This window comes from Flaviflagellibacter deserti, from assembly GCF_042652085.1.
GTDB lineage: Bacteria > Pseudomonadota > Alphaproteobacteria > Rhizobiales > Methylopilaceae > Flaviflagellibacter > Flaviflagellibacter deserti.
The window spans coordinates 453,208-475,982 of the sequence record NZ_JBHSJF010000006.1; the positions used below are offsets into that span (position 1 = coordinate 453,208).

Annotated in this window: 33 protein-coding genes and 2 pseudogenes; 31 read left to right on the plus strand and 4 right to left on the minus strand. The window is 63.8% G+C overall.

The features are described from left to right. The first annotated feature begins 7 nt into the window (after positions 1 to 7). From rpsS to rplQ, 22 genes and pseudogenes are all read left to right on the plus strand, one after another. Entirely contained in the window at positions 8 to 286 is a 279-nt protein-coding gene (rpsS, locus tag ACFPFW_RS09095) for a 30S ribosomal protein S19 (protein WP_114955913.1), read from the plus strand. A 3-nt stretch (positions 287 to 289) separates the two neighbouring features. Next, complete coding sequence (rplV, locus tag ACFPFW_RS09100; RefSeq protein WP_114955912.1) at positions 290 to 670, plus strand: 50S ribosomal protein L22; 381 nt, start codon at positions 290 to 292, stop codon at positions 668 to 670. Further along, positions 670 to 1,383, plus strand: coding sequence for a 30S ribosomal protein S3 (gene rpsC / locus ACFPFW_RS09105; protein WP_114955911.1), 714 nt, complete (start codon positions 670 to 672; stop codon positions 1,381 to 1,383). The genes rplV and rpsC overlap by 1 nt, the downstream gene beginning before the upstream one ends. Positions 1,384 to 1,412: 29 nt before the next feature. Beyond that, entirely contained in the window at positions 1,413 to 1,826 is a 414-nt protein-coding gene (gene rplP, locus ACFPFW_RS09110; protein WP_114955910.1) for a 50S ribosomal protein L16, read from the plus strand. A gap of 11 nt (positions 1,827 to 1,837) precedes the next feature. Further along, positions 1,838 to 2,038: pseudogene (gene rpmC / locus ACFPFW_RS09115) on the plus strand (50S ribosomal protein L29); the annotation flags it as partial. 138 nt (positions 2,039 to 2,176) lie between these two features. Then, a complete protein-coding gene (gene rpsQ / locus ACFPFW_RS09120) occupies positions 2,177 to 2,428 on the plus strand; it encodes a 30S ribosomal protein S17 (RefSeq protein ID WP_114955908.1) in 252 nt (83 codons plus the stop codon). Positions 2,429 to 2,490: 62 nt separating this feature from the next. Next, on the plus strand, positions 2,491 to 2,859 hold the full coding sequence (rplN, locus tag ACFPFW_RS09125) for a 50S ribosomal protein L14 (protein ID WP_114955907.1): 369 nt from the start codon (positions 2,491 to 2,493) through the stop codon (positions 2,857 to 2,859). After that, the gene (gene rplX, locus ACFPFW_RS09130) at positions 2,859 to 3,176 is read left to right on the plus strand and encodes a 50S ribosomal protein L24 (RefSeq protein ID WP_114955906.1); all 318 of its coding nucleotides are present in this window, start codon (positions 2,859 to 2,861) and stop codon (positions 3,174 to 3,176) included. The genes rplN and rplX overlap by 1 nt, the downstream gene beginning before the upstream one ends. Then, complete coding sequence (gene rplE, locus ACFPFW_RS09135) at positions 3,169 to 3,729, plus strand: 50S ribosomal protein L5 (protein WP_114955905.1); 561 nt, start codon at positions 3,169 to 3,171, stop codon at positions 3,727 to 3,729. The genes rplX and rplE overlap by 8 nt, the downstream gene beginning before the upstream one ends. A gap of 18 nt (positions 3,730 to 3,747) precedes the next feature. After that, positions 3,748 to 4,053 carry a 30S ribosomal protein S14 gene (rpsN, locus tag ACFPFW_RS09140; RefSeq protein ID WP_114955904.1) on the plus strand — a complete coding sequence of 102 codons (306 nt, stop codon included), beginning with the start codon at positions 3,748 to 3,750 and terminating at the stop codon, positions 4,051 to 4,053. A gap of 13 nt (positions 4,054 to 4,066) precedes the next feature. Continuing rightward, positions 4,067 to 4,465 (plus strand): 30S ribosomal protein S8, encoded by a 399-nt coding sequence (gene rpsH / locus ACFPFW_RS09145; protein ID WP_114955903.1) that lies wholly within the window; start codon positions 4,067 to 4,069, stop codon positions 4,463 to 4,465. Positions 4,466 to 4,494: 29 nt separating this feature from the next. Beyond that, complete coding sequence (gene rplF / locus ACFPFW_RS09150; RefSeq protein WP_114955902.1) at positions 4,495 to 5,028, plus strand: 50S ribosomal protein L6; 534 nt, start codon at positions 4,495 to 4,497, stop codon at positions 5,026 to 5,028. 11 nt (positions 5,029 to 5,039) lie between these two features. Further along, positions 5,040 to 5,399, plus strand: coding sequence for a 50S ribosomal protein L18 (gene rplR, locus ACFPFW_RS09155; RefSeq protein ID WP_114955901.1), 360 nt, complete (start codon positions 5,040 to 5,042; stop codon positions 5,397 to 5,399). A gap of 25 nt (positions 5,400 to 5,424) precedes the next feature. Then, entirely contained in the window at positions 5,425 to 6,051 is a 627-nt protein-coding gene (rpsE, locus tag ACFPFW_RS09160) for a 30S ribosomal protein S5 (protein WP_114955900.1), read from the plus strand. A 17-nt stretch (positions 6,052 to 6,068) separates the two neighbouring features. Beyond that, entirely contained in the window at positions 6,069 to 6,275 is a 207-nt protein-coding gene (rpmD, locus tag ACFPFW_RS09165) for a 50S ribosomal protein L30 (RefSeq protein ID WP_114955899.1), read from the plus strand. 142 nt (positions 6,276 to 6,417) lie between these two features. Further along, complete coding sequence (rplO, locus tag ACFPFW_RS09170) at positions 6,418 to 6,906, plus strand: 50S ribosomal protein L15 (protein ID WP_114955898.1); 489 nt, start codon at positions 6,418 to 6,420, stop codon at positions 6,904 to 6,906. 42 nt (positions 6,907 to 6,948) lie between these two features. Beyond that, positions 6,949 to 8,283, plus strand: a complete 1,335-nt coding sequence (secY, locus tag ACFPFW_RS09175; RefSeq protein WP_114955897.1) for a preprotein translocase subunit SecY — start codon at positions 6,949 to 6,951, stop codon at positions 8,281 to 8,283. After that, positions 8,280 to 8,873 carry an adenylate kinase gene (locus tag ACFPFW_RS09180; protein WP_114955896.1) on the plus strand — a complete coding sequence of 198 codons (594 nt, stop codon included), beginning with the start codon at positions 8,280 to 8,282 and terminating at the stop codon, positions 8,871 to 8,873. Before secY ends, ACFPFW_RS09180 begins: the two co-directional genes overlap by 4 nt. 167 nt (positions 8,874 to 9,040) lie before the next feature. Beyond that, positions 9,041 to 9,409, plus strand: a complete 369-nt coding sequence (rpsM, locus tag ACFPFW_RS09185) for a 30S ribosomal protein S13 (RefSeq protein WP_114955895.1) — start codon at positions 9,041 to 9,043, stop codon at positions 9,407 to 9,409. A 137-nt stretch (positions 9,410 to 9,546) separates the two neighbouring features. Further along, positions 9,547 to 9,936 (plus strand): 30S ribosomal protein S11, encoded by a 390-nt coding sequence (gene rpsK / locus ACFPFW_RS09190; protein WP_114955894.1) that lies wholly within the window; start codon positions 9,547 to 9,549, stop codon positions 9,934 to 9,936. A gap of 82 nt (positions 9,937 to 10,018) precedes the next feature. After that, complete coding sequence (locus tag ACFPFW_RS09195) at positions 10,019 to 11,035, plus strand: DNA-directed RNA polymerase subunit alpha (protein ID WP_379770389.1); 1,017 nt, start codon at positions 10,019 to 10,021, stop codon at positions 11,033 to 11,035. Positions 11,036 to 11,075: 40 nt separating this feature from the next. Next, positions 11,076 to 11,495, plus strand: a complete 420-nt coding sequence (gene rplQ, locus ACFPFW_RS09200; protein WP_114955892.1) for a 50S ribosomal protein L17 — start codon at positions 11,076 to 11,078, stop codon at positions 11,493 to 11,495. Between the two features lie 61 nt (positions 11,496 to 11,556). On the opposite strand, the gene ACFPFW_RS09205 is transcribed toward rplQ, so the two are convergent. Continuing rightward, positions 11,557 to 12,624: a M48 family metallopeptidase gene (locus tag ACFPFW_RS09205; RefSeq protein ID WP_114955891.1), complete on the minus strand. Its 1,068-nt coding sequence runs from the start codon at positions 12,622 to 12,624 to the stop codon at positions 11,557 to 11,559. Positions 12,625 to 12,632: 8 nt separating this feature from the next. After that, positions 12,633 to 13,196: a LemA family protein gene (locus tag ACFPFW_RS09210; protein ID WP_114955890.1), complete on the minus strand. Its 564-nt coding sequence runs from the start codon at positions 13,194 to 13,196 to the stop codon at positions 12,633 to 12,635. A 129-nt stretch (positions 13,197 to 13,325) separates the two neighbouring features. Here ACFPFW_RS09210 and ACFPFW_RS09215 point away from each other — a divergent pair, with 129 nt between their 5' ends. From ACFPFW_RS09215 to ACFPFW_RS09250, 8 genes and pseudogenes are all read left to right on the plus strand, one after another. Further along, a complete protein-coding gene (locus ACFPFW_RS09215) occupies positions 13,326 to 14,747 on the plus strand; it encodes a Do family serine endopeptidase (RefSeq protein WP_379770394.1) in 1,422 nt (473 codons plus the stop codon). Beyond that, entirely contained in the window at positions 14,747 to 16,066 is a 1,320-nt protein-coding gene (locus tag ACFPFW_RS09220) for a replication-associated recombination protein A (RefSeq protein WP_114955888.1), read from the plus strand. The genes ACFPFW_RS09215 and ACFPFW_RS09220 overlap by 1 nt, the downstream gene beginning before the upstream one ends. Before the next feature lie 5 nt (positions 16,067 to 16,071). Next, positions 16,072 to 16,593 carry an FUSC family protein gene (locus tag ACFPFW_RS09225; protein WP_114955887.1) on the plus strand — a complete coding sequence of 174 codons (522 nt, stop codon included), beginning with the start codon at positions 16,072 to 16,074 and terminating at the stop codon, positions 16,591 to 16,593. 78 nt (positions 16,594 to 16,671) lie between these two features. Beyond that, entirely contained in the window at positions 16,672 to 17,235 is a 564-nt protein-coding gene (locus tag ACFPFW_RS09230) for a chromate transporter (protein WP_114955886.1), read from the plus strand. Further along, the gene (locus tag ACFPFW_RS09235) at positions 17,232 to 17,762 is read left to right on the plus strand and encodes a chromate transporter (protein WP_114955885.1); all 531 of its coding nucleotides are present in this window, start codon (positions 17,232 to 17,234) and stop codon (positions 17,760 to 17,762) included. Before ACFPFW_RS09230 ends, ACFPFW_RS09235 begins: the two co-directional genes overlap by 4 nt. A 12-nt stretch (positions 17,763 to 17,774) precedes the next feature. Then, entirely contained in the window at positions 17,775 to 18,155 is a 381-nt protein-coding gene (gene crcB, locus ACFPFW_RS09240) for a fluoride efflux transporter CrcB (RefSeq protein ID WP_114955884.1), read from the plus strand. After that, the gene (locus tag ACFPFW_RS09245) at positions 18,152 to 18,556 is read left to right on the plus strand and encodes a lysozyme inhibitor LprI family protein (RefSeq protein WP_114955883.1); all 405 of its coding nucleotides are present in this window, start codon (positions 18,152 to 18,154) and stop codon (positions 18,554 to 18,556) included. Before crcB ends, ACFPFW_RS09245 begins: the two co-directional genes overlap by 4 nt. A gap of 66 nt (positions 18,557 to 18,622) precedes the next feature. Beyond that, positions 18,623 to 19,630: pseudogene (locus ACFPFW_RS09250) on the plus strand (RluA family pseudouridine synthase); the annotation flags it as partial. Here the strand turns inward: ACFPFW_RS09250 and ACFPFW_RS09255 are convergent. Continuing rightward, the gene (locus ACFPFW_RS09255) at positions 19,627 to 20,520 is read right to left on the minus strand and encodes a hydrogen peroxide-inducible genes activator (protein ID WP_114955881.1); all 894 of its coding nucleotides are present in this window, start codon (positions 20,518 to 20,520) and stop codon (positions 19,627 to 19,629) included. The pseudogene ACFPFW_RS09250 and the gene ACFPFW_RS09255 sit on opposite strands and share 4 nt — an antisense overlap. A 100-nt stretch (positions 20,521 to 20,620) precedes the next feature. Here ACFPFW_RS09255 and ACFPFW_RS09260 point away from each other — a divergent pair, with 100 nt between their 5' ends. Continuing rightward, a complete protein-coding gene (locus ACFPFW_RS09260) occupies positions 20,621 to 22,120 on the plus strand; it encodes a catalase (protein WP_114955880.1) in 1,500 nt (499 codons plus the stop codon). Positions 22,121 to 22,177: 57 nt separating this feature from the next. On the opposite strand, the gene ACFPFW_RS09265 is transcribed toward ACFPFW_RS09260, so the two are convergent. Beyond that, positions 22,178 to 22,759 carry an HdeD family acid-resistance protein gene (locus ACFPFW_RS09265; RefSeq protein ID WP_114955879.1) on the minus strand — a complete coding sequence of 194 codons (582 nt, stop codon included), beginning with the start codon at positions 22,757 to 22,759 and terminating at the stop codon, positions 22,178 to 22,180. Between the last annotated feature and the right edge of the window lie 16 nt (positions 22,760 to 22,775).

The following is a 22,775-nucleotide window of genomic DNA, read 5'->3' on the forward strand; positions in this document are numbered from 1 at the left end:
AAGAGAGATGGCACGCTCGCTCTGGAAGGGTCCGTTTGTCGACGGCTATCTGCTCAAGAAGGCAGACGCCGTCCGTGGATCCGGCCGCTCCGAGGTCATCAAGACCTGGAGCCGTCGCTCGACCATTCTGCCGCAGTTCGTGGGGCTCACCTTTGGTGTCCACAACGGCCAGAAGCACATCCCGGTCTTCGTCTCGGAAGAGATGGTTGGCCACAAGCTCGGCGAGTTCGCGCCGACCCGCACCTATTACGGGCATGCGGCGGACAAGAAAGCCAAGAGGAAGTAATCGATGGGCAAGCAGGCTCGTGATCGCCGCCTTCCGGAGAATGAAGCGCAGGCGAAGACCCGGCTGATCCGCGTCAGCCCTCAGAAGCTGAATCTCGTCGCGCAGCTGATCCGCGGCAAGGCGGTCTCGACCGCGCTTGCCGATCTGGAATTCTCGCAAAAGCGCATCGCCAAGGACGTCAAGAAGACGCTCGAAAGCGCGATCGCCAACGCGGAGAACAATCACAGCCTCGACGTCGATGATCTCATCGTCGCCGAAGCACATGTCGGCAAGGCACTGGTGATGAAGCGGTTTTCGCCGCGCGCCCGTGGCCGTGTCGGCCGTATCGAAAAGCCCTTCTCGAACCTCACGATCGTGGTTCGCCAGGTCCGGGAGACCGCCTAATGGGTCAGAAAGTCAATCCGATCGGGCTGCGTCTCGGCATCAACCGCACCTGGGATTCGCGCTGGTTCGCGAATAAGGGCGAGTACGGCCAGCTGCTGCACGAGGACATGCGCATCCGTGACGCCCTGCTGAAGGATCTGAAGCAGGCTGCCGTCTCGAAGATCGTCATCGAGCGCCCGCACAAGAAGTGCCGCGTCACGATCCACTCGGCTCGCCCGGGCATCGTCATCGGCAAGAAGGGCGCGGATATCGAGAAGCTTCGCAAGAAGGTCGGCTCGATGACCGGTTCGGACGTGCACATCAACATCGTTGAAGTGCGCAAGCCCGAGGTCGACGCCCAGCTCGTTTCCGACTCGATCGCCCAGCAGCTCGAGCGCCGCGTGGCTTTCCGTCGTGCGATGAAGCGCGCCGTTCAGTCGGCGATGCGTCTCGGCGCCGAAGGCATCCGCATCACCTGCTCGGGCCGTCTAGGCGGCGCCGAAATCGCTCGTACCGAGTGGTATCGCGAAGGCCGGGTTCCGCTGCACACGCTGCGCGCGGACATCGACTTCGGCGTCTCCACCGCCCACACGGCGATGGGCACCTGCGGCGTCAAGGTTTGGATTTTCAAGGGCGAGATCATGGAGCACGACCCCATGGCTCAGGACAAGCGCCTGCATGAGGGCGAGCAGTCCCAGGGCCGTACGCGCCGCGAGCGCGAAGCGGCCGAGTGATCCCGTCTAGGATTTGGTGAGGACAGAACATGCTTCAGCCGAAGCGCACGAAATTCCGCAAGCAGTTCAAGGGCCGGATCTCCGGCGCTGCTAAGGGCGGCACGAACCTGGACTTCGGAGCCTTCGGCCTGAAGGCCATGGAGCCTGAGCGCGTGACCGCGCGTCAGATCGAGGCTGCCCGTCGCGCGCTGACCCGCGAGATGAAGCGCCAGGGTCGCGTCTGGATCCGAATCTTCCCGGACGTTCCGGTTTCCAAGAAGCCGACCGAAGTCCGCATGGGTAAGGGCAAGGGTGCTCCGGAATACTGGGCCGCGAAGGTCAAGCCGGGCCGCATTATGTTCGAGCTCGACGGCGTCAGCGAGGAAGTGGCCCGTGAGGCGCTGCGCCTTGCGGCCGCCAAACTGCCGATCCGCACGCGATTTGTCGCGCGCATTGCTGAATGAGGTTGACTTCCATGACGAAAATCAGCGATGTCCGGACGCTCAGCGCCGATCAGGTGAACGACGAGATCCTGAAGCTGAAGAAAGAGCAGTTCAATCTGCGCTTTCAGCGGGCGACGGGCCAGCTCGAGAACACGTCACGCTTCCGTCAGATTCGTCGCGATATCGCGCGGCTCCAGACGGTAGACCGTGAGCGTGCGCTCGGCATTGAGGCTCCGGTCGGACGCGCCAAGGCTGAAAAGCCGGCGAAGGCTGCGAAGCCCGCAAAGAAGGCAGAGGCTTCTGCCGAGACGACTGAAACCAAGCCGCGCGCCAAGCGCACGGCCGCGAAGGCGAAGGCCTGAGGATAGACAATGCCGAAACGCATTCTCCGTGGCGTCGTCGTGAGCGACACCAACGACAAGACCGTGGTCGTGAAGGTTGAGCGGCGCTTCACGCATCCTCTTCTGAAGAAGACGGTGCGGCGCACGAAGAACTATCACGCGCACGACGAGAACAACGTTTTCAAGGTCGGCGACCAGATCGCCATCGAAGAGAGCGCACCGATTTCGAAGCAGAAGCGCTGGCGGGTCGTCGAAGACCAGGCCGCTTCCGCCGAGAGCTGAACAAGTAGCGGCGGACGAGGTCCCGAGAGGGAAACCGGCCCGTCAGATAAGGGAAAGATGCCATGATCCAGATGCAGTCGAATCTCGACGTCGCCGACAATTCCGGCGCCCGTCGAGTCATGTGCATCAAGGTGCTCGGCGGCTCGAAGCGCAAATATGCCGGCGTGGGCGACATCATCGTCGTCTCCGTCAAGGAGGCTATTCCGCGCGGCCGCGTGAAGAAGGGCGAAGTCCTCAAGGCCGTCATCGTGCGGACCGCCAAGGACATCAAGCGCGCGGACGGTTCGGTGATCCGTTTCGACCGCAACGCCGCCGTTCTGATCAACAAGGAAGGCGAGCCGATCGGCACGCGTATCTTCGGACCGGTGCCGCGCGAGCTTCGCGCCCGCAACCACATGAAGATCATTTCGCTCGCGCCGGAGGTGCTGTAATGGCCGCCAAGATCAAGAAGGGCGACCGCGTCGTCGTTCTCACCGGTAAGGACAAGGGCAAGACTGGCGAAGTCCTGCGCGTGATCCCGAGCGAGGACCGTGCCGTCGTCAAGGGCGTCAACGTCCATGTCCGCCACCAGCGCCAGACGGCGCAGCAGGAGGGGGGCCTGATCCGCAAGGAAGGCACGATCCACCTGTCGAATATCGCGCTCGCCGATCCGTCGACCGGCAAGGCGACCCGCGTCGGTTTCCAGACGCTCGACGACGGCCGCAAGGTCCGCGTCGCCAAGGCCTCGGGAGAGCGGATCGATGCTTGATACGGTGAACTACGAACCGCGCCTGAAGCGCGTCTATGAGGACCAGGTCCGCAAGGAGCTGAACGAGAAGTTCGGCTACAAGAACGCGATGCAGGTCCCCGCGATCGACAAGATCGTGCTGAACATGGGCGTCGGCGAGGCCGTCGCGGACTCGAAGAAGGTGCAGTCGGCCGCGGCCGATCTCGCCCGTATCGCCGGCCAGAAGCCGGTGATCACGAAGGCGCGTACCTCGATCGCAACCTTCAAGCTTCGCGAAGGCCAGGCCGTCGGCTGCAAGGTCACGCTGCGCAAGCAGCGCATGTGGGAATTCCTCGATCGCTTGATCAACGTCGCGCTGCCGCGCGTCCGCGACTTCCGCGGTCTGAACCCGAAGAGCTTCGATGGTCGTGGCAATTATGCCCTCGGCATCAAGGAGCACATCGTGTTCCCGGAGATCAATTACGACCAGGTCGAGCAGATCTGGGGCATGGACATCATTGTCGCCACTTCGGCGCAGACGGATGACGAGGCGCGTGAGTTGCTCCGCGCTCTTGGCTTCCCGTTCCGTACCTGAGCGGCAGGAGAGAGCCACATGGCTAAGAAGAGCTCGATCGAGAAGAACAAGAACCGCAAGGCGCTTGTCGACCGTTTCGCCGCCAAGCGCGCCGCGCTGAAGGCGATCGCTGATGACCAGTCCCTGCCGATGGAAGAGCGGTTTGAGGCACGCCTCAAGCTGGCGGAGCTTCCGCGCAACTCGGCCAAAACCCGCCTGCGTCTGCGGTGCGAGGTGACGGGCCGTCCGCGCGCCAACTACCGCAAACTGAAGATGTCCCGTATCGCGCTTCGCGAACTCGGGTCGAAGGGCCTCATCCCCGGCCTCGTAAAGTCGAGCTGGTAAGGAGAATACGACCATGAGCATGGTTGATCCGCTCGGCGATATGCTGACCCGCATCCGGAACGCCCAGATGCGCCGCAAGACCTCGGTCAAGACACCGGGCTCGACGCTGCGCGCTCGCGTTCTCGACGTCCTCAAGACCGAGGGCTACATTCGCGACTACTCGACGACCGAGTTCGACGCTGGCCGTACCGAGTTCGAAATCGAACTGAAGTACTACGACGGCGCGCCGGTGATCCGTGAGATCTCCCGCGTGTCGAAGCCCGGCCGCCGCGTCTATTCGTCGGTGACCAATCTGCCCCGCGTGTCCAATGGTCTGGGCATTGCGATCGTCTCCACGCCGAAGGGCGTGATGGCTGATCACGATGCACGCGACCAGAACGTCGGCGGTGAGGTTCTCTGCACGGTCTTCTGATCGGGCATACAGGAATAAGGAAGAGCGCCATGTCGCGCATTGGCAAGAAAGCGATTCCGGTCCCGCAGGGCGTGACCGCATCTGTCGACGGCCAGACCGTCCGCATGAAGGGCCCGAAGGGCGAGCTGTCCTTTGTCCTGCATGAGGACATCGAGGGCGTGTTCGAGAACGGCGAAGTCAAGGTCAGCCCGCGGTCGAAGACCCAGCGCGCGCGCTCCATGTGGGGCCTGTCGCGCAGCATGGTTCAGAACATCGCCACGGGCGTCAGCTCGGGCTTTGAGAAGAAGCTCGAGATCGAAGGCGTCGGTTACCGTGCGTCGGTCCAGGGCAAGAACCTCGTTCTCGCCCTCGGCTACAGCCACGACGTGAACTACGCGATCCCGCAGGGGATCACGATCACGACGCCGAAGCCGACGGAAATCATCGTTGCCGGCATCAACCGGCAGCAGGTCGGCCAGGTGGCCGCCGAGATCCGCGAATGGCGGCCGCCGGAGCCCTATAAGGGCAAGGGCGTCCGTTATGCGGGCGAATTCATCTTCCGCAAGGAAGGCAAGAAGAAGTAACGGAGCGGACGATGGTCAAGGATCTCAAGGCGGAAGCCCGACGCAAAGCGCGCGTTCGCCGCAGCCTGAAGAAGGTTGCGTCTACCGGACGTCCGCGTCTGTCCGTATTCCGCTCGTCGAAGCACATCTACGCGCAGATCATCGACGACGTGCAGGGCCACACTCTGGCTGCTGCCTCGTCGAACGAGAAGGACCTGCGCGGCAAGACGGGCGCCGATACCGCGGCTGCGGCCGAAGTGGGCAAGCTGATCGCCGAGCGCGCCAGCAAGGCTGGCGTCAAGGACGTGGTCTTCGACCGCGGCGCTTACATCTATCACGGCCGCGTCAAGGCGCTGGCAGAGGGTGCCCGCGAGGGCGGCCTCAACTTCTGATCCCAGACGGGAAGAGGACAAAGATATGGCAAACGAGCCGAGGGGTCCGCGCGGCGGCGACGGGCAGCGCCAGGGGCGCGGCGAAGGTCGCGGTCGTGACCGTGGCCGTGGTGGCCAGCAGGAAGAGCGCGATAGCGAATTCGTCGACAAGCTGGTTCACATCAACCGTGTGGCCAAGGTCGTGAAGGGCGGACGTCGCTTCGGCTTCGCGGCGCTTGTCGTCGTCGGAGACCAGAAGGGTCGCGTCGGTTATGGGCACGGCAAGGCGCGTGAAGTGCCGGAGGCGATCCGCAAGGCGACTGAAGCCGCCAAGCGCGCTCTGGTCCGCATTCCGCTCCGCGAGGGCCGTACCCTGCATCATGACGTGTCCGGCCGTTGGGGCGCGGGCAAGGTGATCGTCCGCGCGGCTCCGGCCGGTACGGGCATCATCGCCGGCGGTCCGATGCGCGCCGTCTTCGAGACGCTCGGCGTCCAGGACGTTGTCGCGAAGTCGCTCGGTTCGTCGAATCCGTACAACATGGTGCGCGCCACCTTCGCCGCCCTGAAGGCTGAGGACAGCCCGCGTTCGGTCGCGGCGCGCCGCAGCCTCAAGGTCTCGGTTCTGCAGTCTCGCCGTCGCGACGTCGACGCCAGCGAAGCTGTCGAAGCCTAAGGCTCGGGAGAGAGACGATGGCAAAGAAGCCTGCAGCCAATAAGACGGGTCCGAGCATCACGGTCGAGCAGACCGGAAGCCACATCCGTCGCCCCGACCATCAGCAGCAGACGCTGATCGGTCTCGGCCTCAATAAGATCGGCCGCCGCAAGACGCTCCCGGACAATCCGGCGATCCGCGGCATGATCGCCAAGGTTGCCCACCTCGTGAAGGTGGTCGACTAAGGCCAAGTGAGACATCCGGTCCCGGTCGGCTAGCCGAACCGGGATCGTTCTCTTAATAAGACCCTGAGGCTCCTTGCTGGCGCGGGAGCCTTTTTCGAGTGATGCGCCAATAAGCGCTGTAGCGAGCCAGACGGAGCGAACGATGAAGCTGAACGAGATCAAGGACAATCCCGGTTCCACCAAGTCGCGCATGCGCGTTGGTCGCGGCATCGGCTCCGGCAAGGGCAAGACCGGCGGACGCGGCGTGAAGGGTCAGAAGGCCCGTTCCGGCGTCGCCATCAAGGCATTCGAGGGTGGCCAGATGCCGTTGCATCGCCGCCTGCCGAAGCGCGGCTTCGTCAACATCTTCCGTCTCGATCTGAACGAGCTCAACCTCGATCGTCTGCAGACGGCGATCGACGCTGGCAAGCTCGACATCAAGGCCGCTATCACGAACGAGGCGCTTGTGGCCGCCGGCGTGCTGTCGAAGGCTCGTGACGGCCTGAAGCTGCTTGGTAACGGCAAGTTCACAGCCAAGAACATTGCGTTCGAGGTCGCCGCGGCGTCCAAGTCCGCGATCGCCGCTATCGAGAAGGCTGGCGGTTCGGTGAAGATCCTCGCCAAGAAGACGGCAGACGCAGAGCAGGCCTGACCGCCTCGCCGAGGCGGCTTCTCCTAAGCGGAGCGTTGGGACATGGCATCAGCAGCTGAACAGCTTGCTGCGAATTTGAACCTCGGGGCCTTTGCGAAGGCGGACGAGCTGAAGAAGCGCATCTGGTTCACCCTCGGTGCGCTCATCATCTACCGCCTCGGCACCTACATCCCGTTGCCGGGCATCAATCCGGACGCTCTCGCTGACGTTTTCCGCCAGCAGAGCGGTGGCTTCCTCGGCCTGTTCAACATGTTCTCGGGCGGCGCGGTCGGCCGCATGGCCATCTTCGCCCTGAACATCATGCCGTACATCTCGGCATCGATCATCATCCAGCTCATGACCTCCGTTGTTCCCTCGCTGGAGCAGCTGAAGAAGGAGGGCGAGCAGGGCCGCAAGATCATCAACCAGTACACCCGCTACGGCACGGTGCTGCTGGCGACGTTCCAGGCCTATGGCATTTCGGTCGGTCTCGAATCGGCGGCGAATGTCGTCACCGATCCGGGCATGTTCTTCCGCGTCTCGACGGTCATCACGCTCGTCGGTGGCACCATGTTCCTGATGTGGCTCGGCGAGCAGATCACCGCGCGCGGCATCGGCAACGGCATTTCGCTGATCATCTTCGCGGGCATCGTAGCGGAGCTTCCGCGCGCGATCGTCGGCATGTTCGAACTCGGCCGCCAGGGTGCACTGTCGACGCCGATCATCCTCGGCATCTGCGTGATGGCGGTTATCGTCATCGCCTTCATCGTGTTCTTCGAGCGCGCTCAGCGGCGGATTCTGATCCAGTATCCAAAGCGACAGGTCTCGGCGACGCGCATGACCGGCGGCGAGAGCTCTCATCTGCCGCTGAAGCTCAACACGTCGGGCGTCATTCCGCCAATCTTCGCCTCGTCGCTGCTCCTGCTGCCGACGACGTTCGCGGGCCTTGCTGCGACCGGCGGTCCGGAATGGCTGACCACGCTCACGACCTATATCGGGCATGGCCGGCCGCTCTACATGGCTCTTTATGTCGCGCTGATCGTGTTCTTCGCCTTCTTCTACACGGCGATTGTCTTCAATCCGCAGGAGACGGCCGACAATCTGAAGAAGTATGGCGGCTTCGTTCCGGGCATTCGCCCGGGCGAGCGCACCGGCCAGTATATTGACTATGTCCTGACTAGGATCACGGTCGTCGGCGCGGCGTATCTCTCCATCGTCTGCCTCATTCCGGAAATCCTTGTCTCTTACGCCGCCGTGCCGTTCTATTTCGGCGGTACCTCGCTCCTGATCGTCGTCAGCGTGACGATGGATACGGTCGCGCAGGTGCAGGGCCATCTCTACGCATCGCAGTATGAGGGGCTGATCAAGAAGGCGAAGCTGCGGGGGCCGCGTCGATGAGATTGATCCTTCTCGGACCGCCCGGCGCGGGCAAGGGCACCCAGGCGCTTCGCCTCGTCGAGCGTCACGAGATCGTCCAGCTCTCGACCGGTGACATGCTGCGGGCGGCGGTTGCCGCCGGCACCGAGATCGGCCTCAAGGCCAAGGCGATCATGGATGCGGGCGAGCTCGTTCCGGACACCGTGGTCGTCGGCATCGTCGCCGAACGCATCGAACAGGACGATGCGAGGAACGGCTTCATCCTCGACGGCTTCCCGCGCACCGTGCCACAGGCCGAGGCGCTGGATGAGATGCTCGCGGAGAAGGGCCTTCGTCTCGATGCCGTAATCGAGCTGAAGGTCGACGAAGGCATCCTGTTGTCGCGTATCCAGAAGCGGGCAGGGGAAACCCCCGGCGGCCCGCGTGCCGACGACAATGAAGAGGCTCTGGTCAAGCGGCTCGCGGTCTACCGCGAGCAGACGGCACCGCTCGTCGACTACTTCAGGTCGAAGGGCTTACTACAGACGGTCGACGGCATGGCGCCGATCGATGAAGTCTCCCGGCAGATCGATGCGGCGCTCGGCGTCGGAATTGAGGCAGCCAGAGGTTGACGAAGAGGGGCGAAAGCTCCTATATCCCGGCACTTGACAGCCGACAGCTCTGCTTCGGTGCCGGTTCCGCGCGGATCCGGCATCGTTTCGTTTTGCCAGGCCCGCATTTTGGGGCGGCGTAAGCCGCCATTGAACAAGGCCCGAACCGGCCATTTGGGAGACTGCACGTGGCGCGTATCGCTGGTGTGAACATTCCGACGAACAAGCGCGTCATCATCGCGCTGCAGTACATTCATGGCATCGGCGCCAAGAAGGCTCAGGAGATCACCGATAAGGTGGGCATCCCGGCAGAGCGCCGCGTCAATCAGCTGACGGACGCGGAAGTCCTGCAGATCCGCGAGACGATCGACCGTGATCATCTCGTGGAAGGCGATCTCCGCCGCGACGTCGCGATGAACATCAAGCGCCTGATGGACCTTGGTGCGTATCGCGGCCTGCGTCATCGTCGTGGTCTGCCGGTCCGCGGCCAGCGCACGCATACCAATGCGCGCACCCGCAAGGGCAAGCCGAAGGCAATCGCCGGCAAGAAGAAGTAACCCTGAGCGGGCTTCGGCCCGCGATGGAATCACCCTCGGGTTCGGCCCGAGGGTCCAGAAGAGCGGACTCGTCCGCGATTACCTGTTTCCCCAGCGCCTGGCATTACGGGCGCGCCAGAAGGACCGAAGGAAGTAGAATGGCCAAGGAAGTCCAGCGCGTTCGCCGTCGCGAACGCAAGAACATCGTGTCCGGCGTCGCGCATGTGAACGCGACCTTCAACAACACGATGATCACCATCACCGACGTTCAGGGCAACACGGTTTCGTGGTCGTCCGCCGGCACGATGGGTTTCAAGGGATCGCGTAAGTCGACCCCGTATGCGGCTCAGATGGCCGCAGAGGACGCCGCCAAGAAGGCGTCCGAGCATGGCATGCGCACGCTGGAAGTCGAAGTTCGCGGTCCCGGTTCGGGTCGTGAGTCGGCGCTCCGCGCGCTCCAGGCCGCGGGCTTCACCGTCACCTCGATTCGCGATGTGACCCCGATCCCGCACAACGGCTGCCGCCCGCGCAAGCGCCGCCGCGTCTGATCAGTTTATGCGTGGCGGGCTATGGCCCGCCTTTCGGCGCCCGATACCGAGGCGCCGCGCCACACTTCTAGAAGGTGCCGCCGTGATCCAGAAAAACTGGCAAGACCTCATCAAGCCGAACAAGCTCGAAGTGAGCCCCGGCAGCGACAAGCAGCGCTTCACGACGGTCGTCGCCGAGCCGCTGGAGCGTGGCTTCGGCGTTACGCTCGGCAACGCGCTTCGTCGCATTCTCCTCTCGTCCCTCCAGGGCGCGGCAGTGACGTCCGTGCAGATCGATGGCGTTCTGCACGAGTTCTCGTCGATCGCTGGCGTTCGTGAGGACGTGACCGACCTCATCCTGAACATCAAGGACATCGCGATCCGCATGCAGGGCGAAGGCCCGAAGCGGATGACGCTGCGCAAGCAGGGTCCGGGCGTCGTGACGGCCGGCGATATCCAGGTGACGGGCGACGTCGCGATCCTCAACCCCGAGCACGTGCTCTGCACGCTGGACGAGGGCGCGGACATCCGCATGGAATTCACCGTCGACACCGGCAAGGGCTATGTCCCGGCCGACCGCAACCGGGCCGAAGACGCGCCGATCGGGCTTATCCCCGTCGACAGCCTCTATTCGCCGGTCCGCAAGGTGTCGTACCGCGTCGAGAATACCCGTGAGGGTCAGATCCTCGACTACGACAAGCTGACCATGACCATCGAGACCGATGGCTCGGTGAGCCCGGACGACGCGCTGGCCTATGCCGCGCGCATCCTCCAGGACCAGCTCGAAGTCTTCGTGAACTTCGAAGAGCCGAAGAAGGCTGAAGAGCGGACCTCGATCCCCGAGCTCGCCTTCAACCCGGCGTTCCTCAAGAAGGTCGATGAGCTGGAGCTGTCGGTCCGTTCGGCGAACTGCCTGAAGAACGACAACATCGTCTACATTGGCGACCTCGTGCAGAAGACCGAGGCCGAAATGCTGCGTACCCCGAACTTCGGCCGCAAGTCCTTGAACGAGATCAAGGAAGTGCTGGCGCAGATGGGTCTGCACCTCGGCATGGAAGTCAGCGGGTGGCCGCCGGAGAACATCGAAGAGCTCGCAAAGCGCTTCGAGGAACATTACTGAGCGCCGAACGGCGACGAAACGGCGTTGAGGAGATACTGAGATGATGCACGGCAAGCGCGGCCGCCGGTTCAACCGGACCCAGAGCCATCGGAGCGCGATGTTTTCCAACCTCGCGATCTCGCTGATCGAGCACGAGCAGATCACGACGACCCTGCCGAAGGCGAAGGATCTTCGCCCGGTGGTCGAGAAGCTGATCACGCTCGGCAAGCGTGGCGACCTTCATGCACGCCGTCAGGCGATCGCTGAGCTCCGCCATGTCGACACGGTCAAGAAGCTGTTCGACGTGATCGGCCCGCGTTTCGCGGACCGCAACGGCGGCTACACCCGCATCATCAAGGCGGGCTTCCGCCATGGTGACAATGCGGCGATCGCCGTGATCGAACTCGTCGACCGCGACGTCGATGCCAAGGGTTCGGTCGATCGCGCCCGCACCGAGGCTGAGGCCGAAGCGGCAGCCTGATCACGGCTTCTGGCCGAAACGAACAAGGCGGCTCTCGGGCCGCCTTTTTTGTTGCCTGGTGTCAGGCGGGCAGGGCCTCCGTGCCCATGTCCCGTGCGGCCTCGGGCGTGGTCTTCTGCTCTTCGAACCCGTCCTCCATCGTGCCGATCGGGCGAGGACCGGGATCGTGGCCGCCGGCATAGCGGACGAGAGCCTTGCAGCGCTGGTTGATCGACGGATGCGTGGCCCAGAAGCCCGAGGATTCCGAGTCGACGAACAGCGCTTCGACCTGACCGGGGATCGCGCCCAGGCTGGAGCGGCGCTCGATCTTCCGAAGCGCCGATATCATCGCATCCGGATTCTTCGTCAGCTCGACCGAGCCGGCGTCCGCCATGAATTCGCGGCGGCGCGAGATCGCCATCCTGAGGGCGAGCGCCGCGAAACGCGCAAAGATCAGGATCAGCATCGCGATCACGATGATGACGATATGGCCGCCCTTCTTCTTGCCGGAGCCGGAAGAGGTCTTGGTGATGCTGTTCGCAGTCCGCATTCCCGACGTGCCGTCGGAGGTCATCAGGTCGCCGAACAGCGAGATCAGTCCGGCGAAGACGGCCGCGACCACGATGAGGCGCACGTCGCCGTTGATGATGTGGGTCATCTCATGGGCCAGCACGGCTTCGAGTTCGGCATCGTCCAACTCGTCGAGCAGGCCGCGCGTGACCGTGATCGTGTAGTGCCTTCGGCGGACGCCGCTGGCATAGGCGTTCAGCGCCGACCGTTCGATGACGCGGATCGACGGGATCGGCAGGCCGCGCGAGATCGCGAGATTCTCGACCAGATTGTAGAGCCTCGGCTCGGCCTCGCGGCTGACGGGCTTGGCGCCGGTCAGCGTGTCGATCATCCACTGGTGGGAGAAGAACGAAAAAAGCAGCCAGCCGCCGGAGACGACGAGTGCGATGGCGATGGCGACCGGCAGCAGCACCAGGCCGCGCTCCAGTCCCTCCAGAACGGTCGGATCTTCCAGGAAGGCGACCCAGAGCAGGGTGAAGGCGTAGCAAACCGCGAGCATCAGAAACGGGAAGCCCAGAAGCAGCAGGACTGTCTTCAGAGCGTTGTTCCAGATGTGGGTTTTGAGCCCGACGGTCTCCATGGCGCGTCTCAGCTACCGAAGCTGACCTTGGGCGGGGTCTGGATCGCGGTGCGCTCGGCCTCGCCGACTTCGAAGAAGTCGCGCGGCTGGAAGCCCATCGAACCTGCGAACAGCACGGCCGGGAACTGCGCGATGGCGGCGTTGTACTCGGCGACCGCATTGTTGAAGAAGCGGCGTGCGGCGGCGATCTTGTTCTCCAGATCGGCGATCTCGGTCTGCAATTGCAGGAAGTTCTCGTTGGCCTTGAGATCCGGATAGCTCTCGGCGAGCGCGAAGATCTGGCGGAGCGCGCCGGTCAGGGCATTCTCGGCCGCAGCCTGTTCGGCCGGCCCGCTGGCCGAGATCGCGGCGTTGCGGGCGGCGACGACCGCTTCCAGCGTCCCGCGTTCATGCGCGGCATAGCCCTTCACGGTTTCGACCAGATTGGGGACGAGATCGGAGCGCTGTTTCAATTGGACGTCGATGTCCGACCAGGCCTGGCCGGTCGTCTGGCACAGCGAAACGAGGCGGTTGTAGATGAAGATGCCGATCAGGACGAATGCGGCGACGATGCCGAGAATGATCCAGGTCACGAGCGTGTTCTCCCCAAGAAGCGCGCAATGCGTAGCATAGACCGCGACAGGCGAACGAACGGCTTCATTACCTCGCGGCGCATGCCTATAAGTCGCGCCGGGGCGTGTTCAGGTTCAGCGAGAGTTTTCATGAGGACATCGATTATGCGGAAATCTCTGGTGCTGGTTCTGGCGGCGGCGACTGCGGTGCTGGCGGCTCCGGCTTCCGCGCAGCAGCGTGTGGTGCCGACCTCTCAGGCCGAGGTGAGGTTGTCCTACGCGCCGCTGGTGAAGCAGGTCACGCCGGCCGTCGTGAACGTCTATGCCTCACGCGTCGTGCAGCAGCGTCCGCGCGGCTTTCCGTTCGAGGATCCGCTGTTCCAGGAATTCTTCGGCGGCCAGATGGCCGTTCCGCGCGAGCGGGTGCAGCGTTCGCTCGGCTCGGGCGTTCTCGTCGGTGCCGAGGGACTCATCGTCACCAACAACCATGTCGTCGAGGGCATGACCGATGTCCGCGTCGCGCTCCAGGATCAGCGCGAATTCGATGTCGACATCGTCCTGACCGACGCCCAGAGCGACATCGCCGTCCTGCGGGTCAAGGACGCCAAAGGGAGCTTCCCGGTCCTGCCTTTGGTCGAGAGTGATTCGATCGAGGTCGGCGACATGGTGCTGGCCGTCGGCAACCCCTATGGCCTCGGACAGACCGTGACGCAGGGCATTCTCTCGGCCGTCCGCCGCGTCCAGAAGAAGGGCGGCGAGCAGGCCGTCTACCTGCAGACCGACGCCGCTATCAACCAGGGCAATTCCGGCGGCGCGCTGGTCGACATGAAGGGCCAGCTCGTCGGCATCAACACGTCGATCTTCTCGAAATCCGGCGGCTCGGACGGCATAGGCTTCGCCGTGCCGGCCTCCATTGTCCGACTGGTGCTCGACGCGGCCCGCGCGGGCGACAAGGTCGTGCGCCGTCCATGGCTCGGCGCTGAGCTCCAGCCGGTGACACGCGAGATCGCCGACAGCCTTGGTCTCGACCGGCCGTTCGGTGCGCTGATCGCCGAACTGGATGAAAACTCGCCCGCCGCCAATGCGGGCCTGAAGCCGGGAGATCTCGTCACCGCCGTCGATGGCAAGATGGTCGAGGACCCGACCGCTTTGACCTACCAGATGACGATCAAGCCGCTCGGCGGCCAGGCCAGGCTCGCCGTCATGCGTGATGGCAAGGAACAGGCGATCAGCGTCAAGGTTGAGCCCGCGCCGGAAACGACGCCGCGCGATGAGCAGGTGCTGGACGGCAAGGGACCGCTCAACGGCGCGAAGGTCGTCAACCTGTCGCCGGCGGTCGCCGAGGAGATCGGCGAGGATGGTCCACCGAACGGCGTCGTGATCATCGACATTGCCAGGGGCTCGATCGCCGCCCGCACCGGGTTTGTCCGTGGCGACCGGGTGCTTCAGGTCAACGACACGAGAATCGACAGTGCCAAGAAGCTGGCGGCAGCCAATAGCGAAAGCCAGCGCCTGTGGAAGATCACGATCGAGCGCAACGGCCAGGTGCTGACGCAGGTGTTCCGCTTCTGATGGCGAGAAGTCCCAATCTGTTCGAGGCCGCGGGCCTCGAACAAGGGGCGCCACGGCCTCTCGCCGACCGGCTGAGGCCGAGGACCCTTGGCGAGGTGGTCGGACAGGATCACCTCGTCGGCGACGACGGAGCGCTGACGCGGCTACTCGGTGCCGACAGTCTTGGGTCTCTGATCTTCTGGGGACCGCCGGGGACCGGCAAGACGACGGTCGCCCGGCTACTCGCCAACGAGACCGATCTGCATTTCGAGCCGATCTCGGCGATCTTTTCCGGCGTTGCCGATCTCAAGAAGATTTTCGAGACAGCACGCGCTCGGCGGCAGGCCGGGCAGGGGACGCTTCTCTTCGTCGACGAGATCCATCGCTTCAACCGTGCCCAGCAGGACGCATTTCTGCCGGTCATGGAGGACGGCACGATCACGCTCGTCGGCGCGACGACGGAAAATCCGAGCTTCGCGCTGAACGCGGCGCTTCTCTCTCGCGCCCGAGTGATGGTGTTCAAGTCGCTCGACGACGAGGCGATCGCGAAGCTGCTCGCGCGTGCCGAGGAGGTCGAGGGGCGGCCGCTGCCGCTCGACGAGGAAGCGCGCGCCTCGCTGGTCCGGATGTCGGACGGCGATGGCCGTGCCTCGCTGACGCTCGCCGAGGAACTCTGGCGCGCCGCGAGGCCGGACGAGGTGTTCGATCTCGCGGCCGTGCAGGACGTCATCCAGCGCCGCGCGCCGATCTACGACAAGTCGCAGGACGGCCATTACAATCTCATCTCGGCGCTGCACAAATCGGTGCGCGGCTCGGACCCGGACGCCTCGCTCTATTATCTCGCGCGGATGCTCGATGCCGGCGAGGATCCGCTCTATCTGGCGCGCCGGTTGATCCGGATGGCGTCCGAGGACATCGGCATGGCCGATCCACAGGCGCTGGCGATCACGATCGCGGCGCGCGATGCCTATGAGCAGCTGGGAACGCCCGAGGGAGAACTCGCGCTGGCGCAGGCCTGCGTCTACCTCGCGACAGCTCCGAAATCCGCTGCCGTCTACAACGCCTACAAGCAGGCGCGCCGGGTCGCCAAGGAACACGGCTCGCTGGTTCCGCCAAAACACATCCTCAACGCGCCGACCAAGCTGATGAAGACCGAGGGCTACGGCTCGGGCTACCGCTACGACCATGATGAGCCCGATGCCTTCTCCGGTCAGAACTATTTCCCGGAAGACCTCGGCCGCCAGACCTTCTACGAGCCTGTCGAGCGCGGTTTCGAGCGGGAAATCCGCAAGCGCCTCGACTACTGGGCGCGGCTGCGGGCCGAACGGGGCGAGACCTAGCTCGCGTGCTCGGCCGTCGCGAAGCCATCAAGCGTTCGCTGCGCTACGCGTCGAAGACGCTGATCGGTGCCGCGATCTGCTGGTACGGGCTGAAATGGGCTGGGATTAGCAGCCCGGTCTGGGCGGAGATGATCGTCAGCGATCCGGACATTGCGACCGCGGCCGAACTTGCCAAGGCACGGGCGGTCAACACCGCCGTCGGTTGCCTGGTCGGGCTTATCGTCCTGCTGGCCTTCGGCTACAACCCGCCGGCGGCTCTTATCGGTGCGGCGCTCACGGTCATGGTTGTTGTGCTGATCGATCGCTATCCGGCGAACTGGAGACTTGCCCCGGCAACCGTGATCATCGTCGTCGATGCGGGTCGGCTCGCCCAGACGCATGCGGAGGAGATCAGTTATGCGCTGCTCCGGATGGTGGAGATCGCGGTCGGCTGCACTGTCGCACTGTGTCTTGCAGCGATCTACACCCGCTGGTTGGCGCTGGGGCGAAAGACCGGGGCAGGGGTTGAGGACCACGTCGCGGATTGAAGCCGCGGGGCGGGAAAATCGCTGTGCCGCCAATGGTTCGTCTTTCGCGAGGCGCATACCCTCTCTAGGATTTTCGGCATGCAGGACCTCGATTCTTCCGAGGCGAGTCCAGAGCCGCCGGACCTTCTCAATCTCTTCACGGGATTTCTCACGATCAGCCTGATCGGCTTCGGCGGTGTCCTGCCGTGGATCCGTTGGCTGGCGGTCGACCGGCGAAAGTGGATGGGGCCGAAAGAGTTCAGCGAACTCCTCGCCCTCTGCCAGTTCTTGCCAGGCGGCAACATCATGAACCTCGCGGTCATTATCGGGCACCGATCCCGAGGGCCGATCGGATCGGTCGTCAGCCTGACCGGGCTGATGGTCGCGCCATGTACGCTAGTTGTCGGCCTGGGATGGCTCTACACGCGCTATGCCGATTATCCGGGCGTCGCGGACGTCCTCAAGGGTCTGGGTGCGGCGGCCGCCGGCCTCGTCATCGCGATGGCGCTCAGGTTGCTTGCCGGCATCGGCAAGGAGCCTGTCCCGCTTCTGTTCGTGGCCGCCGGTTTCGTCGCGGTCGGCCTGCTGCGGCTTCCTCTCGTTCCGACCATGCTCGTGCTCGCGCCTCTGAGCATCGCCTATTCTTGGACGCGGGTGGCATGAACGACCGCGATCCGCTCATCTCGCTGGCCGTCGAGTTCTTCATCATCTCGTTCGTTGCGTTCGGCGGGCTGAACGCGATGCTGCCAGAGATGCACCGGCAGGCGGTCGACGTCTACGGCTGGATGAGCGACGCCGAATTCCGCAATCTTTTTGCCCTCGCGCAGGCCGCTCCTGGACCGAACGCGATGATCGTGACTTTGATCGGCTGGCACGTGGCTGGCATTCCGGGTGCTCTGGTTTCGACGCTGACCGTCCTCATACCGAGTTCTACTCTCGCTTACGTGGTGTCTGGCACCTGGCAACGATTCAGCGAGGCACGCTGGAGGAAGGCGATTCAGGCCGGGCTGATACCGGTCACTGTCGGGCTCGTCTGCTCCAGCGCGCTCATCATCACCAGCACCATCGGCGAAAACTGGCGCTTGCTGGCGATCACGGCCGCGACCACACTGATTGTGATGCGGACCAAGCTGCACCCGCTTATTGCACTGGGATGCGCTGGATTGCTTGGCTATGTCGGGCTTCTCTAGGGCTGGGATAGGATGAACGCGCTTTTTCTGGTCTTCGTCGGAGGCGGCATCGGTGCGTCGGTCCGGCATATCGTCAACATTGTCGCGGCCCGGCTGTTCGGTATCTCGTTTCCCTGGGGAACGATGGGAATCAACATCGCGGGGTCGCTCGCGATGGGCCTGCTGACCGCCTGGCTTGCCGCGCGGTACGAGGGCTTGGGGCAGGGGCTCAGGCTTTTCCTGGCGACGGGAATCCTTGGCGGCTTCACGACCTTCTCGGCGTTCTCGCTCGACGCGGCCGTGCTGTGGGAGCGCGGCGACCATGGAGCGGCTGCCTTCTATGTGCTCGGCTCGGTCGTGCTATCGCTCGCGGCGATTTTCGCCGGGCTATTGATCGGAAGGGCGGTGGCGTGAAGCTCTGGTTTGCTCCTCTCGCCATCGCCGTTCTGGCCACGACTCCTGCCCACGCGCAGGAATGCAACGAATCTTCGAACCAGCATGAGCTGCATGTCTGCGCCGACGAGGCCTACAAGAAGACGAATGCCGAGCTGAACACGACCTATCAGGAGATCATGGGCCGGCTGAAAGACGACGACCCGACCAGAGAGATGCTCGTCAAGGCGCAGCGGGCCTGGCTGGCCTTCCGCGATGCCGAATGCGATTTCGCGACCTTCGCGGCCAAGGACGGTTCGATCTGGCCAATGCTCAATCTGCAATGCCTGGGCGCGCTGACGGCCAAGCGGATCATCGATCTAAAGGTCTATCTCAATTGCGAGGAAGGCGACATGAGCTGCCCGGTGCCAGCCCCGCAGTGACCGCATCGGGCACCGCGACTATCTATTTGCGTGAAGGACGCTAAAAGCGCCCTTCACATTTTGCTGGAGCAGCGCGCAATGGCCGGGGTCGAAACCGTCACGGTGAAGGATAGCGAGGACGGGCTGAGGCTCGATCGCTTCCTCAAGGCACGGTATCCCGCGCTCGGGTTTGGCCAGCTTCAAAAAATCCTGCGTACGGGACAGGTCCGCGTCGATGGCGCGCGGGCCAAGCCGCAGACGCGGCTCGAAGCCGGAATGAACGTCCGCGTCCCGCCGCTGGGGGAGGGCGGCGCGACGGACAAGCCGAAGCCCGCGAAATCGCCGGTTGCGGCGAAAGACGCCGAGTTCATCAAGTCGCTGATCCTGTTCGAGGACAAGGATTTGATGGTGCTGAACAAGCCGCATGGGCTCGCGGTGCAGGGCGGTTCCGGCACGACGCGGCATATCGACGGCATGCTGGCAGCTCTGGCCGGGCCCGACGGCGAACGGCCGAAACTGGTCCATCGCCTCGACCGGGACACGGCCGGCTGCCTGATCATCGCCAAGACCCGCAAGGCGGCGTCCGAACTCGGCAAGACCTTCGGCTCGCGCTCGGCGCGGAAGATCTACTGGGCGCTCGTTCCCGGGGTTCCCGAGCCGAACCAGGGCCGCATCTCGACCTATCTCGCCAAGGGCGGCGACGCGGGAAACGAGAAGATGCGGGTCGCCAAGCATGGCGATCGCGATGCGAGCCACGCCATCACCTATTATGCGGTGGTCGATCAGGCCTCGACGCGGGCGTCCTGGCTGTCGCTGAAGCCGGTGACCGGTAGAACGCACCAACTCCGCGCGCATCTCGCCCATATCGGCCACCCGATCATGGGCGATCCGAAATACAGCAATAACGACATCGATTTATCGGACGAGCTTCCAAAGAAGCTGATGCTGATGGCTCGCCGGATCACGCTGCCGCATCCGCGCGGCGGAACGCTCGATGTCACCGCGCCGCTGCCGGAGCATTTCAAGCAGGCGTTCTCGGTCTTCGGCTTCAGCGCGTCGGAGCACGATCCGATTCTCGAGGCCCCGGAAGACTAGACCGCCAACGCGGCCTCGACGCCGCGCGCGATCTCCTCGATATCGCCGTTGATCGCCGAGGTCTTCCGCCACGCCAGCCCGATCGTCCGTTCCGGCTGCGGATCGGGAAAGCGCAGGAGCTTCACGCGGGGATCGGCTTTCGCTTCCGTCGAGACGAAAAGCTGGGGCAGGAGGGTGATGCCCTGTCCGTTGGCGACGAGCTGTACGAGCGTCGAGAGGCTGGTCGCGCCATAGCTTCTGAGGCGCCCCGTATCGAGCGTGCGGCACACCGCCAGCGCCTGATCGCGAAAACAGTGACCATCCTCAAGCAATAAGAGGTCCGGGCTGTTCAGCATGTCGCTGTCGGCGCCGCTGGCCGCGGCGAACGGACTTGTCTTGCCGACTGCCAGGATGAACGGGTCGTTGAACAGCGGCAGTTCGGCAAATTCGGGATGTTCGAGCGGCAGGCTGGCAATGACGGCATCGAGCGATCCCGCCAGAAGTTCATCGACGAGCTGTGCCGTCATGGTCTCGCGGAGCGTCAATCGTGCCTGCGGGACGTGCTGCATGATCGCCGGCAGCAGGCGCGGCAGGAGATAGGGCGCGACCGAAGGAATGACACCGAGCCGGAATGGGCCGGATAAAGGTTCGCGACCACGGCGCGCTTCGCCTTCGAGATCAGCGACTGCGCTCAGTATCCGATCGGCGTGGCGTAGCACGTCTCGACCGGTATCGGTCAGCCGCAGACCGTCGCGATTCCGCTCCACGAGTTTGGCGCCTAAATGCGCCTCAAGCTCCCGGATTTGCATCGAGAGAGCAGGCTGGGTCACGGCGCATGCCTCTGCCGCCCGGCCGAAATGGCCAATCTTGGCGAGCGTCTGGAAATAGCGGAGGGCTCGGAGCGTCAGCATAGCGTCATCAGATAATCTTATCTTAGAACGCATTCAATCTGATTTGTGCTGATCGATGCAACGGAGCATGGTGCGCGCAAATCAACTGCGGAGATCAAACATGACCCGACCCACACTGACGACATCGGCCGGCGCGCCGATTTCCGACAACCAGAACTCCGTCACGGCCGGTCCGCGCGGTCCGCTTCTCATTCAGGACTACCAGCTGCTCGAGAAGCTGGCGCACCAGAATCGCGAGCGCATTCCGGAGCGTACCGTCCACGCCAAGGGCTGGGGCGCCTACGGCACGCTGAAGATCACCGGCGACATCTCGAAATACACAAAGGCAAAGGTGCTGCAGCCGGGCACCGAGACGCCGCTGCTGCTCCGCTTCTCGACCGTTGCCGGCGAGCTTGGCGCCGCCGACGCCGAGCGTGACGTGCGCGGCTTCGCCATCAAATTTTACACCTCGGAAGGTAACTGGGATCTGGTCGGCAACAACACGCCGGTCTTCTTCATCCGCGATCCCTACAAGTTCCCGGACTTCATCCACACGCAGAAGCGCCATCCGAAGACGAATCTGCGTTCGACCACCGCAATGTGGGATTTCTGGTCGCTGTCGCCCGAAAGCCTGCACCAGGTCACGACCCTGTTCTCGGATCGTGGTCTGCCGACCGATGTGCGTCACATCAACGGCTACGGCAGCCACACCTTCTCGCTCATCAGCGCCGACAACAAACGCTACTGGGTGAAGTTCCACTTCAAGACTCAGCAGGGCCACAAGCACTGGACGAACGAGGAGGCCGTCGAGGTCGTCGGCAAGTCGCGCGAGACCACGCAGGCCGACCTGTTCGAAGCCATCGAGCGCGGCGAGTTCCCGAAGTGGACCATGCAGGTCCAGATCATGCCGGAAGAGGACGCCGACAAGCACTGGTACAACCCCTTCGACCTCACCAAGGTGTGGCCGCATGGCGATTACCCGCCGATCGATGTCGGCGTGCTGGAGCTGAACCGTAACCCGGAGAACTATTTCGCCGAGGTCGAGCAGGCGGCGTTCGCCCCGAAGAACGTCGTGCCGGGCATCGGCTTCTCGCCGGACAAGATGCTGCAGGCCCGCATCTTCTCGTACGCCGACGCGCACCGTTACCGCATCGGCACGCACTACGAGCACTTGCCGGTCAACGCCCCGAAGTGCCCGGTGCATCACTACCACAAGGACGGCGCGATGAACTTCTTCGGTCAGCAGACCGGGAACGTCGACGCCTATTACGAGCCGAATTCCTTCAACGGCGCGGTGCAGGACGAGCGCTTCGCGGAGCCACCGCTGAAGATTTCGGGCGATGCCGACCGCTATAGTCATCGCGACGGCAACGATGATTATCGTCAGCCGCGCGCGCTGTTCGAACTGTTCGATGCCGGCCAGCGCCAGCGTCTGTTCAACAACCTGGCGGAGGCGATGTTCGGCATTCCTGACTTCATTGCCGAGCGTCAGCTTGCTCACTTCACACTGGTGCATCCCGAATACGGCGCCGGCGTCCGCGCCGCGCTAGACAAGATGACCGCTGACAAGGCCGTCGAGACCGCCCAGCAGCAGTCGCTGGCGGGACAGGCCGCAGAGTAAAGGGATACCGAGGCAACCCTCCCTGGAACCCCGCCGGAGCGATCCGGCGGGGTTTTTTTATGTCACGACGGTCCTGCCGATCTTCCGGAGCGCCAGCGAGAACATCACAAGCGCGACACCGTGGAAGATCAGGTCAAAAGCCAGCAGAAAGCCGATGATCCAGAGGCTGTTGACGGGCCAACCGGCAAGCAGAAGTGCACCGACGAGCAGCGTCAGCACGCCGGCCGCCACGAGCCAGCCCCAGTTCGCCTCCGGCCGGATCTGAAAGCCGGCCACGATCCGGACGATGCCGGCAGCGATGACGCTCAGCGCGAACATCAGCGTGAAGGCCGCGGAGGCTAGAAGCGGGTTCATGAACGCCAGGAAACCTGCAACGATGTAAAGGGCGCCCTCCAGGATCCAGAGCAGCGATTGCTTCCAGGTCTTCACCTGGAAGGCGTGAATGAGCTGCGCTATCCCGCCGGCGATCATCATGGCGCCGATGAACAGGATCGAGGCGACGGTCGCCGAGACGACGTTTATCGCGGCGATCAGGCCGACCGCGACGAGCGCAATACCGGCAAGAAGCAGCCATTTCCATTTCGAACGCAGGACTTCCACGTCCCTTGTGGTGTCGAGAACAGCTGAAGGTGATGTCATGACGGCATACTCCACC